The sequence below is a fragment of the Arthrobacter sp. S39 genome, from assembly GCF_004320525.1.
Lineage (GTDB): Bacteria > Actinomycetota > Actinomycetes > Actinomycetales > Micrococcaceae > Arthrobacter.
Map to the genome: position 1 here is coordinate 82,686 of NZ_SIHX01000013.1, position 11,504 is coordinate 94,189.

An 11,504-nucleotide genomic window follows, 5' to 3' on the forward strand; every position below is an offset into this window, starting at 1 on the left:
CCGGCATCGGATGACCTTGGTTGTTAACCAATAAGTGTCCCGTCATGCCGGGTTTCTTACACCCAGGCAAAAATATTTTCGCCTGACACGAAACCGGGGGTGGACCCGATTGTCAGCCCAATGCCCGGGGGTGGGCGGCAGCGTAGATTTCGCGGAGGGTATCGGCGGTAACCAGCGTGTACACCTGTGTGGTGGTCACAGACGCGTGCCCCAGCAGTTCCTGGACCACCCGGACGTCCGCGCCGCCTTCCAGGAGGTGGGTGGCGAACGAGTGCCGGAGCGTGTGCGGCGATACGTCCTTAGTGATGTTGGCCTTATCCGCGGCGGCTTTCAGGATGGTCCAGGCGCTTTGGCGGCTGATTCGTCCGCCCCGGGAATTGAGGAACAGCCCCGGCGTCCCCTTTCCCTTTCCGGCCAGCAGCGGCCGGCCACGGACCAGGTACGCGTCCAGGGCCCGGGCACCGTAGGAGCCCAGCGGGACCAGCCGTTCCTTGGAGCCCTTGCCGAACAGCCGCACGATCGCGGGGCCGGACTCCGCCTCGTGCAGCGAGATGTCGTCTACGTCCAGGCCCACTGCTTCGCTGATGCGTGCCCCGGTGGAATAAAGGAATTCGAGCAGGGCCCGGTCCCTCAGCCCGGTGGCGGTGTCGGCGCCGGCGGCTTCAAGGATCCGGGTGACCTCGTCCACGCTGATGGCCTTGGGCAGCCTCCTGCCCGGCATCGGCGGGTGGACGTCGCCGGCGGGGTCCGTCGTCGTGAGCCCTTCGAGGGCCCAGAATTTGTGCAGTCCACGGACGGCCACCACGGTCCGGGCCGCCGACCTCACGCCCAGGGCCGTGCCGCCGTCGGAACCGTCCGACAGGGCCTGGACGAACCCGGTGACGTGGTGCCGGGTGACCTGCGGGGGGCTTTCGCACCCGGCAGCGGCGAGGTAGCTGGCGTAGCGGGTCAGGTCGCGGCGGTAGGCGGCGAGCGTGTTGAGCGCCAGGCCCCGTTCCACCCCCATGTGCTGCAGGTACCCGGTGATGGCGTAGTCGATCGCGGTCCGGGGCCTGGCCGGCTTTGCCGGTTCGTCAGGGACCGGCGCTGCGGGGGCTTCTGCCGCGGTATCCGCCGTCATCAGCGCTGGCTGGGGTGGGCGGGCCAGGGGGCGTCGGCGGGGCGGAGGCCCGCAAAGCCGTCAGCGCGTGCTGCGGCGGCGGCAAGGATCCCGACGACGGCGGACGGGTTATGCAGCTTCCCTTCCAGGACTGCGGCCACGGCGTCGTCGAGGGCTATCCAGTGGAACTCAATCTCCGCTTCCTCGTCCGTCCGCTCGTGGCGCTCATGGTGGGGCACCTCGGTGAGGTCGCGGGCAAGGTAGATCCTGATGGCCTCGCTGGAGGAGCCGGGCGAATTAAAGAAATCGGCCAGGACGTTCCATGTGCCGGCGGCGAGATCCGCTTCTTCGGCGAGCTCGCGGGCGGCGCCGGTGACGAACTCTTCCCCCTCCACGTCCAGCAGGCCGGCCGGGATCTCCCAAAGGTCCATGCCGACGGGGTGCCGGTACTGCTTCAGGAGCAGGATTTCGCCCGCCTCGTTCATGGGCAGCACCGCGACTGCGCCGGGGTGGTCGATGTAGTCGCGGGTGAGGGCGTCGCCGGAGTCGCTCAGCTGGAAACTGTCGCTGACCACGTCCCAGATCCGGCCTTCGTAGACCTTCTCGGTGGACAAAAGACGGCGCGGGCTCGGTGCATCCGAAACCTTCCGTGCAGCATGGGGGGTTTCAGGTGTACCGGGCATCGCGCCGTCCTTTACGTATTCGGTTTTACTTTGCGGCGACCGTGCGTGCCTGCTTGGCCGCCGGCGCACCGGTATCGGTGTCCGAAGCCTCGGGGGCCTCCGGGGCTGCGGCGCCGGGCAGTCCGGCATCCCGCAGGTCGTTGCCGGCCTGGTGGTCCAGGGCGGCCTTGACCAGTCCGGCGAACAGCGGGTGCGGCCGGGTGGGCCGGGAGCTGAGCTCGGGGTGTGCCTGCGTTGCCACGTAGTACGGGTGCACCTCGCGCGGCAGTTCAACGTATTCCACGAGCTTGCCGTCCGGTGACGTTCCGGAGAACACCAGGCCCTTCTCGGCGATCTGTCCGCGGTACTTGTTGTTGACCTCGTAGCGGTGGCGGTGCCGTTCGCTGACGGTGGTCTTGCCGTAGGTCTCGGCGATGACGGAGCCGGCGTCGAGCTTGGCTTCGTACAGGCCCAGGCGCATGGTGCCACCGAGGTCGCCCTTGCCTTCGACGATGTCCAGCTGCTCTTCCATGGTGGCAATGACCGGGTACTTGGAATCGGGCTCGAACTCGGACGAGGACGCGCCTTCCAGTCCCACCACGTTCCGGGCGTATTCGATCACCATGCACTGCAGGCCGAGGCAAAGGCCCAGGACCGGCAGTTTGGTTTCCCGGGCGTACTTGAGCGCCCCGAGCTTACCTTCGAGGCCACGGATGCCGAAGCCGCCGGGCACGCAGATGGCGTCCACGCCGTCGAGGGAAGCAACGGCACCCTCGTGGGTTTCGCATTCGTCCGACGGCACCCAGCGGATCTTGACCTTCGTGTCGTTGGCGAAACCGCCGGCGCGCAGGGCCTCCGTGACGGACAGGTAGGCGTCCGGGAGGTCGATGTATTTGCCCACCAGCGCGATCTCAACCTCGTGCTTGGGGTTGTGGACGGCTTCGAGCAGCTTGTCCCAGCTGGTCCAGTCGACGTCCTTGAACGGCAGGTCCAGGGCACGGACGATGTAGGAGTCCAGGCCCTGGGAGTGCAGGGTCTTGGGGATGTCGTAGATGCTGGGTGCGTCGGCGGCGTTCACCACGGCGTCGATGTCGACGTCGCACATGCGGCCGATCTTCTCCCGCATGGCGTCGGGCACTTCGCGGTCCGAGCGGATCACGATGGCTTCCGGCTGGATGCCGATGGAGCGCAAGGCTGCCACCGAGTGCTGCGTCGGCTTGGTCTTCAGTTCCTGGGACGGGCCGATGTACGGGACCAGGGAGACGTGCAGGAAGAAGACGTTGCCGCGGCCGATGTCCTGGCGGACCTGGCGGGCTGACTCCAGGAACGGCTGGGACTCGATGTCGCCGACGGTGCCGCCGATCTCGGTGATGATGACGTCCGGGGCGTTCTTGCCTTCGGCGGGCAGCCGCATCCGGCGCTTGATCTCATCCGTGATGTGCGGGATGACCTGGACGGTGTCGCCGAGGTATTCGCCGCGGCGTTCCTTGGCGATCACGGTGGAGTACACCTGGCCGGTGGTCACGTTCGCCGAGCCTTCAAGGTTTTCGTCCAGGAAGCGCTCGTAGTGTCCGATGTCGAGGTCCGTCTCGGCGCCGTCGTCAGTCACGAAGACTTCGCCGTGCTGGAAGGGGTTCATCGTGCCCGGATCCACGTTCAGGTAGGGATCGAGCTTCTGCATAGTTACAGACAGGCCGCGTGCCCGCAGGAGGTGGCCGAGGCTTGAAGCCGTCAGCCCCTTACCGAGCGAGGACGCCACACCACCGGTTACGAAGATGTGTTTGGTCGTCTTGGACGAGCCCGGGAACCGGGAATTTACACGGGAATTTGATCGCTGCACCACGGAATTCGAGCCTATCATCAAATGAGCCTTCCAAGGATCGCCGAAACTGTTCCCCAAATGCTCCAGTGTGCAGTGCGGGCAGCCTTACGATCAAGGGGTGACCATGGATCCGGACCCTGAAAACGCACTATCAGGCACTGCCGGCGGGGCGGGTGCCGGGAATTTGCCGGTCTTCCGGTCGCTGGCGCTGGAGTCCATCCCGGCGCCGGACTACGCCGATGTGATTGTCCTCCCAGTCCCCCAGGGCGCTTCGGCGGAGCCGCGGGTCTGGGCGGAGGAGCTGTTCTCGCTGAAGTCCGTGCCCGGCTGGGTGGCGGCGCTGATGGGCCTGCGGCAGGCATTGGTTGGACTGGTGGGCATCAGCAGGGCGCCGGCCGGGGTATTTGCCGTCGCAGAGGTCCGGGGCGAGGAAGCGCTGATCAGCGCGGACGACACGCACCTGGACTTCCGCTGCGGAGTCGCTTTCGACGCCGGCGCCCGGCTGTTGCGTGTCACCACGGCCGTGCGCCTGAAGGGCTGGCGGGGGCGGCTGTACTTCGCTCCCGTGCGGCTGCTGCATCCGCTGGTGGTCCACGCCATGATGGCCCGCACCATCCGCCGCCTGGCGGTCCTGCCCTAACGGCCGTCAGGCCCGCTGCGCTGTTACGCCCGCTGCGGCAGCAGCTTGGCGTCGTCGAGCAGCTCCTGGGCGTGGGCCTGCGCCGATTCGGAATCCTCCTGGCCGGCCAGCATCCGGGCGAGCTCCTTGACCCGTTCGGGGCCGTTGAGCAGCCGCACGTCGCTGGAGGTGAACCCGGTGGCGGTGCCGCCGTCGGCTCCCCTGACCGATGTCTTGGTAACGGTGATGTGCTGGTCCGCGAACGCGGCGACCTGGGGCAGGTGGGTGACCACCAGGACCTGCACGTGCTGGGCCAGCATGGCCAGCCGGCGGCCGATCTCGACGGCGGCCCGGCCACCCACGCCGGCGTCCACTTCGTCGAACACAAACGTGGGCACCGGATCAACGGCGGCGAGGACCACTTCGATGGCCAGCATCACGCGGGACAGTTCACCGCCTGAGGCGCCCTTGCCCAGCGGACGGGCCGGCGCGCCGGAGTGGGGCTGGAGCAGGAACGAGATCTCGTCGGCGCCGTAGGGCATGAGCTGGGCGGCGGGCTCGATGGTGATCACCAGGGTCGCGTCGGCCATGGCCAGCGCCTTCAGTTCGGCACTGACGCGTGCCGAAAGGTCCTTGGCGGCCTTGCTCCGGACCTTGCTGATGGCGGCGGCCTGCTTCGTCAGCTCGGCTTCGGTCCGGGCCACTTCCGCGCCCAGCGCCTCGATCCGGGTGGAATCGTCCTGCAGTTCGTCGAACCGTACGCGCGCGTTCTCCGTCCACACCAGGACCTCATCGATGCTGGGGGCATACTTGCGGACCAGCTTGGCCAGCCCGGCCCGCCGGTCCTCGATTTCCGCGAGCCGCTCCGGGCCCTCAGAATCCAGGCCTGCCTGGTAGCTGGCCAGTTCCGTGGCGATGTCGTTCAGCAGGAAGCCCACCTCAGCCAGGCGGGCAGCTGCCGCGCCGAGCTCGGCGTCGTGCTCGGCAACATGTTCCAGGGTCCGCTTCGCCGCGTCCACCAGGGTTGTGGCGTCGCCCTCGTCACCGTAGTCCTCGGCGATGAGGGCCTGGTGCGCGGTGTTGGCGGCAATCCTGAGCTCTTCGACGTTGGCCAGTTTCACGGCCTCCGCCTTGAGGGACTCGTCCTCCCCCGGCTGCGGATCCACCTCATCGATTTCAGCCAGCGCGATCTGAAGCGACTCCGCTTCCCGCAGCCTGTCCCGGGCCGCGCCGGTCAATGTCTCCAGCTCAGACTGGCTGGCCTTCCAGTGGCTGTACAGGGCCTGGTAGGTGCCCAGCGGACCAGCCAGGGCGTCACCGGCAAACTTGTCCAGGGCACCGCGCTGGGCGAGTGCCCCCTTCAGCCTGATCTGGTCCGACTGGCCATGGACCACCACCAGGCTTTCACCGATCTCCGCGAGGACCCCCACGGGGGCGGCACGCCCGCCAAGGTAGGCGCGGCTGCGTCCGTCCGCACCCAGGCGGCGGGCAAGGATCAGTTCAGCGCCGCCGTCGAACTCCTCCACCTCGGCACCGGCCTCCAGGGCGCGTGCGATGGCAGCGTGTCCGGCGTCGAGCCTGAGCACCGCCTCCGCGGAGGCGCTCTTCGCGCCGCTGCGGACGGCACCGGCGTCGGACCTGGCACCCAGCAGGAGCCCGACGGCGGTGACCACCATGGTCTTTCCTGCGCCGGTCTCGCCGGTTACCACGCTCAGCCCGGGGCCCAGCGGCAGTGTGGCGTCGGTGATGACGCCCAGATCGCGGATTCTCAGTTCTTCAAGCATGATTCACTTTGCTGTTGACGGATCGGTTTCATCTTCAGGGTGGTCTGCGTGCGTGACCTGCAGCGGCGCCATCGGCCGGGGCGTCCGGACAATCGGGATCGGGCCGGTGTGGATGGCTTCCGCCTGCGGAACGGGACCCCTCCAGCCGTGGATGGGGAGCTCGAATTTCCGGACCAGCCGTCCGGAAAAGGGTGTCTGGTGAGTCCTGGCGAGGCGGACCGGCGTGGCGGATTTGGTCACTTCCACGCGCGCGCCCGGCGGCAGGTCCACGGAGCGGCGGCCATCGCACCAGAGCACGCCCATGGCGTCGGTGCGGTTCAGGACCTCCACCGCCAGCCGCGACCTTGGCGAGACCACCAGGGGCTTGGCAAAGAGGGCGTGGGCGCTGATGGGGACGATCAGGAGGGCTTCGACCTCCGGCCAGACAACGGGCCCGCCGGCCGAGAAGGCATACGCCGTGGACCCGGTGGGGGTGGCCAGCACCACGCCGTCGCAGCCGAAAGTGGTCAGCGGACGCTCGTCGACTTCGGTGACCACCTCGAGCATCCGTTCCCGGTTGCCCTTTTCGATGGCAGCCTCGTTCAGGGCCCAGGTGTGCCAGATTTTCTGGCCGCGTACCCACACCTGCACGTCGATGGTCATGCGTTCTTCCACCGTGTAGTCGCGGCGGGCAATCCACTCCACCGTCTGGGCGAGGTCGGCCCGCTCGCTCTCGGCGAGGAAGCCCACGTGGCCGAGGTTGACGCCGAGCAGGGGGACGTCCACTTCCCGCACCAGCTCGGCTGCGCGCAGGATTGTCCCGTCGCCGCCGAGCACCATGACCAGCTCAACATCGGGGAGCTGCACGTGGTCGTGCAGGACCTCCACTGGCTGGGTCAGGTGCCCGAAGAAGCGCTCCATGTCGCCCAGCTCGGATTCCTGCATCACCGGGACGATGCCCGAGGCGTGCAGCTGGGCGCAGGCTTCCCAGGCGGCCTTCAGTGATTCCTCGCGGCCGGTGTGGGCAAGGACCAATACGCGCCTGCTCATCAGGTTCCGCCCTCTAGTGGTTCGGCCAAAGACGTCCAAGCAACCCAGCAATGGCTGAATCGCGCTCTTCGATCTTAGGCAAGTCTTGGGTCATCCTGCGCTTTATCCACAGGAAGTATTCGACGTTTCCGTCCTGGCCCGGCAACGGACTCGCCGCGAGGCCGCACAGGTCCACGCCGGCGTCGAGCGAAGCATTGGCGACTTTTTCCACCGCCATCCGGCGTTCGCGCTCGGAATTCACCACTCCGGTGCGGCCGAGGCGGTCCTTGCCGATCTCAAACTGGGGCTTCACCATCAGCACCAGGTCACCGCCCGGTTCCGTGCTCAGGGCCAGCGGCAGGACCACCATCGTCAGTGAAATGAAGGACAGGTCCGCGACCGTCAGTGACACGGTGCCGCCGATGTCATCGGCTGACATGTACCGGACGTTGAGGCCCTCGTGCACCTCCACCCGGGGATCGTTCCGGAGCTGCGGCACCAGCTGGCCGTGCCCGACGTCGACAGCCACCACGTGTGCCGCACCGCGCCTCAGGAGAACATCGGTGAAGCCGCCGGTGGAGGCACCGGCGTCCAGGCACCTTTTGCCCGCGACAGTGATGGCGGGAAAAGCGTCCAGCGCGCCGGCAAGTTTGTGGCCGGCCCGGCTGACGTAGCTGTCCTCTTCGCTGTGTTCGACAGCCAGGTCCTTGCCGTCGTCCACCTGCAGCGAGGCTTTGGACAGCACCTGGCCGGCCGAGGTCACCCTGCCTTCGGAAATCAGGGCCGCGGCGTGCGTGCGTGACCGTGCCAGGCCGCGCGCAACCAGTGCCTGGTCGAGTCTCGCCATGCTCACGCCCCGCCGTTTCCGGCCGCAGGCTCTTCGTTCAGGGATTCGAGCAGGGCGTCATGGAGTTCGGCGTAGATGGCCTCATGGTCTGCCACCGGCGTGGCGTGGAGACCATCCAGTCCGGCCAGGGCGGCGTGGACGGACGGGTCCCCCACTTCCGCGTCTGCGGTGTCCGGCCACTCCGGGGTGGGCTGGGCTGCAATCGGGTGGTGCGCTTCGTTCAGCTCAGTCATTTGACCAGTCTAATGACTGAGCCACTCGAGTTTGGGCGCACTGGCTGTGGCGGCCTCGGGGACCGCAGCCCACCAGGCGGCACAGGCCGCGCGCCAGGAGTCGAGGTCGCCGTCACTGCCATGGACGTGGACGGTGTCGCCGCTGACCCGGGCGGTGGACGTTCCGCAGCGGTATGTTCCGTCAGTGTGCTCGACGGCCGGGTACGGCACATAAAGGTCCGTCAGTGAGTTGATGACGTAGTCCGGGCGTTCGGCCGTGCGTGCAGCCAGGATGGTTTCCCTGGTGTCGACGCCGGTCAGGACGGCCACGGTGGCAAAGCCTGCGTTGTTGCCGCCGAGGATGTCGGTGTCCAGACGGTCTCCCACCACCAGCGGGCGGTCAGCGGCAAGCCGCTTCGCCGCAGCGTGGAAAAGCGGCGCCTCCGGCTTGCCCGCGACGCGCGGCGTCTGGCCCGTGGCAGCTGCAACAGCCGCCACCAGGGTGCCGTTGCCCGGGGCGATGCCGCGTGCCTGGGGAATGGACATGTCAGTGTTTGTGGCCACCCACAGGGCTCCGGCAGCGACCACGTAGGCAGCTTCGGCCAGGTCCTTCCAGCCGATCGCAGGGTTGAAGCCCTGGACCACGGCCACGGGGTCATCGTCCTGGCTGCTGACGGGAGTCAGGCCCACGAGCTCAATCTCCTGCGCCAGTGCCGGGCTGCCGGTGATCAGGACCCGGGCACCGGGTGCCAGCAGCGACGCCAGGAGTTCAGCGGCGGCCTGCGAGGAACTGACCACCTGCTGGTCCTCGGCGGGGGCACCGAGCTCCCGGAGGTGCTCGGCAACCTGCGCCGGTGTACGGGAGGCATTGTTGGTGACATACCCGAGGCCGATTCCCAGTCCGGCCAGTTGCTGCAGCGACTCCACGGCGCCAGGGATGGCGTGCGGACCGGCGTAGACCACGCCGTCAAGGTCGGCGAGCAGGGCGTCAAACAGCGAAATGAGGGGAACAGCAGTCATCGTCGGATCAGTCTTCCCGGCGTTCTGCGTGCCCTGCCTCGGCGTCTCCGCTCTCCGGGCCGTCGGCTTCCGCGATAGTTGCCTCGTACCTGGCCTCGTCAGTGGCCTCGTCAGAGTGTTCCAGTTCGTCCTGTTCGACGGAGTCCTCATCGGACTCGGAATCGTCAGACTCGAAGTAGTCCGATTCGGCGTCGTCCACGGAGGAGTCCACGGCATCGCGCACGGGCACGGTGCTAGCTTCAGCGGCCGCGGCGGCTGCCGGCGGAGCGTCCGTTTCCGGTCCGCGGGCTGCGCGCTCCATGAGGCGGCGGCGTTCTGCCTCCTCGCGGGCTTCCTCTTCCTCGTCCCAGCCGAGGTCCACGATGTCCGGCTCCTCGTCCACGCCGAGACCGAGGGCGTTTTCAGCCACGACGGCCTGCTTCTGCCATTTCGCAGCCTCCTGCTCCCGGCCGACCGCAGTCAAAGCATCGGCATACGCACGGAAAAGGCGTGGGCTGTACGAGAACGCCCGGTTGATGTCCAGCTGCGGAATCTCGAGTTCGGCGACGGCGGCGTCAAGCTGGCCGAGGTCCGTCCGGGCTCCCGCGGCGACGATGGCCAGCTCAGCCTTGCCCGGGGCGTCGAGGTCCTTGGCTTCCTCCGAGCGGACCACGTCGAGGGCACGGTCCGGGCGGCCCAGTCCGCGTTCGCAGTCGGCCATGACGGGAAGGTGGACGTTGGAGCCGCTGATCCGGCGGTAGGTGCGGAACTCGCGCAGCGCTTCGCCGTAGTGGCCCGCGGCGTAGGCGGTCAGGCCTACGGCTTCACGGACGGCGGCGAGCCGGCCGCCACGGCGGCTGGCTGCCAGGGCGTGCTGGAAGGCCAGTTCCGGCTCGTCATCAATAAGCCGTCCGGCCATCACCAGGTGGCGGGCAACCCATTCGGCGCTCTTCGGTTCGAGAGTCTTGATCTGGTGCTGGGTGGCACGGTCCAGCTCTTTGCCTGTGACATCTTCGTCGATTTCAGGGGACCGCTCGCGGTCCGGGCGGTTGGCGCTGCGCAGGTCGCGGGCGTTAGGAACCCGCACAGGGCGGTCCTCTGCCCGGTCCCGGCCGAACTGGCGCGGTCCGGACTCGCCCCGGTCGAAGCTGCGGGGTGCCCGCTCCTGGCGGTCGCCGAACGGCTTCCGGTTGTCGCGGTCGCCGAAGCTGCGGCGTTCGCCGTCACCTTCACGGCGCGGACGGTCACCATAGGGCTTGTTTTCCCGGTCACCATAGGGCTTGCGGTCACGGTCGCCGAAGGGCTTACGCTCCCCACCAGCGAACGGCGGCTTACGGTCTCCCCCGCCAAAGCTGCGACGCTCTCCGTCACCTTCACGGCGCGGGCGATCTCCATAGGGCTTGTTTTCCCGGTCACCATAGGGCTTGCGGTCACGGTCACCAAAGGGCTTACGCTCCCCACCACTGAACGGCGGCTTACGGTCTCCCCCGCCAAAGCTGCGACGCTCTCCGTCACCTTCACGGCGCGGCCGGTCACCATAGGGCTTGTTTTCCCGGTCACCATAGGGCTTGCGGTCACGGTCACCAAAGGGCTTACGCTCCCCACCACTGAACGGCGGCTTGCGGTCACCGGCGCCGAAACCGCGACGCTCGCCGTCACCCTCACGGCGCGGACGATCGCCATAGGGCTTGTTCTCCCCGGAGCCAGGCGCGCGGCGAGGGCCGTCGCTGCCTTCCCGGTTTTCGCGGGAGCGGAAACCGCGGGGATCTCCGCCGGAGTTGTTCGGTCCGCGGAAGGGACCGCGGTCCTTGCCGCCGCGGTTGCCGCCGTTATGCTCAGCCATGTGGGATTCCTCCTGTTGCGAGCCGACCACTGGCGCAATCGCAGCCGCTCTATCCGTGTTTCGTTTTCCTACGCAACCCGAAATCAAGCGCTTCGAAGTCCGTACATCTCAATCAATTCTAGGCGAGTCGCCAAACCAACGATGACAGAAAGCTCCCCTGGCAGTCAGTCGTGGGAATCTTCACACCCAGGACGCTCTCGCAGTTGTTGCGGGTTTTTCGGCAACCCTCTCGCAGTTGATGCGGGTTTTCACTGACGCTCTCGCTGTTGGGGTGTGCGACGGCGGGTGGCGGGCCCGGGTGCCGGGTGCCGGCGGGGCGGGCTTGTTGCGGGTGGTGAGAGAGAATCCGTCGAAACACCACTGGTGGTGAGAGAGGATCGGCCCATAACCTGCGGGAAGTGGAAGAGGGTCCTGGGTGGGGTGGTGTTTGGGGTTTAAATGGGAGAGCCCCCCAACACGTGTGTGTTGGGGGGCTCTCGACCTAATGATGTTCCGGCGGTGACCTACTCTCCCACACCCTCCCGGGTGCAGTACCATCGGCGCTGTGGGTCTTAGCTTCCGGGTTCGGAATGGGACCGGGCGTTTCCCCCACGCTATGACCGCCGTAAC

Annotated in this window: 10 protein-coding genes and 1 rRNA gene; 1 reads left to right on the top strand and 10 read right to left on the bottom strand. The window is 67.5% G+C overall.

Features of this window, described 5'->3' with window-relative positions:
- Positions 1-112: 112 nt before the first annotated feature.
- The 3 genes from xerD to EYS21_RS20180 are packed head-to-tail and all read right to left on the bottom strand — an operon-like array spanning position 113 to position 3,622.
- Entirely contained in the window at positions 113-1,120 is a 1,008-nt protein-coding gene (xerD, locus tag EYS21_RS20170; RefSeq protein ID WP_131135022.1) for a site-specific tyrosine recombinase XerD, read from the bottom strand.
- The gene (locus EYS21_RS20175; RefSeq protein WP_131135023.1) at positions 1,120-1,782 is read right to left on the bottom strand and encodes an NUDIX hydrolase; all 663 of its coding nucleotides are present in this window, start codon (positions 1,780-1,782) and stop codon (positions 1,120-1,122) included. Before EYS21_RS20175 ends, xerD begins: the two co-directional genes overlap by 1 nt.
- A 25-nt stretch (positions 1,783-1,807) precedes the next feature.
- Entirely contained in the window at positions 1,808-3,622 is a 1,815-nt protein-coding gene (locus EYS21_RS20180; RefSeq protein ID WP_131135024.1) for a CTP synthase, read from the bottom strand.
- Between the two features lie 85 nt (positions 3,623-3,707).
- Between EYS21_RS20180 and EYS21_RS20185 the strand changes: the two genes are divergently transcribed.
- The gene (locus EYS21_RS20185) at positions 3,708-4,223 is read left to right on the top strand and encodes a DUF2867 domain-containing protein (protein WP_131135025.1); all 516 of its coding nucleotides are present in this window, start codon (positions 3,708-3,710) and stop codon (positions 4,221-4,223) included.
- 23 nt (positions 4,224-4,246) lie between these two features.
- Here the strand turns inward: EYS21_RS20185 and recN are convergent, their stop codons facing one another.
- The 7 genes from recN to rrf form a co-directional block, all read right to left on the bottom strand.
- On the bottom strand, positions 4,247-5,986 hold the full coding sequence (gene recN, locus EYS21_RS20190) for a DNA repair protein RecN (RefSeq protein ID WP_131135026.1): 1,740 nt from the start codon (positions 5,984-5,986) through the stop codon (positions 4,247-4,249).
- 3 nt (positions 5,987-5,989) lie between these two features.
- On the bottom strand, positions 5,990-7,015 hold the full coding sequence (locus EYS21_RS20195) for an NAD kinase (RefSeq protein ID WP_131135027.1): 1,026 nt from the start codon (positions 7,013-7,015) through the stop codon (positions 5,990-5,992).
- Positions 7,016-7,028: 13 nt separating this feature from the next.
- A complete protein-coding gene (locus tag EYS21_RS20200; RefSeq protein WP_131135028.1) occupies positions 7,029-7,841 on the bottom strand; it encodes a TlyA family RNA methyltransferase in 813 nt (270 codons plus the stop codon).
- A 2-nt stretch (positions 7,842-7,843) separates the two neighbouring features.
- Positions 7,844-8,074 carry a hypothetical protein gene (locus EYS21_RS20205; protein ID WP_131135029.1) on the bottom strand — a complete coding sequence of 77 codons (231 nt, stop codon included), beginning with the start codon at positions 8,072-8,074 and terminating at the stop codon, positions 7,844-7,846.
- Positions 8,075-8,083: 9 nt separating this feature from the next.
- Positions 8,084-9,073, bottom strand: coding sequence for an HAD-IIA family hydrolase (locus tag EYS21_RS20210; RefSeq protein WP_131135030.1), 990 nt, complete (start codon positions 9,071-9,073; stop codon positions 8,084-8,086).
- A 7-nt stretch (positions 9,074-9,080) separates the two neighbouring features.
- The gene (locus EYS21_RS23805; protein WP_131135031.1) at positions 9,081-10,895 is read right to left on the bottom strand and encodes a hypothetical protein; all 1,815 of its coding nucleotides are present in this window, start codon (positions 10,893-10,895) and stop codon (positions 9,081-9,083) included.
- Positions 10,896-11,385: 490 nt separating this feature from the next.
- Positions 11,386-11,502, bottom strand: a 5S ribosomal RNA gene (gene rrf, locus EYS21_RS20220).
- Positions 11,503-11,504: the final 2 nt, after the last annotated feature.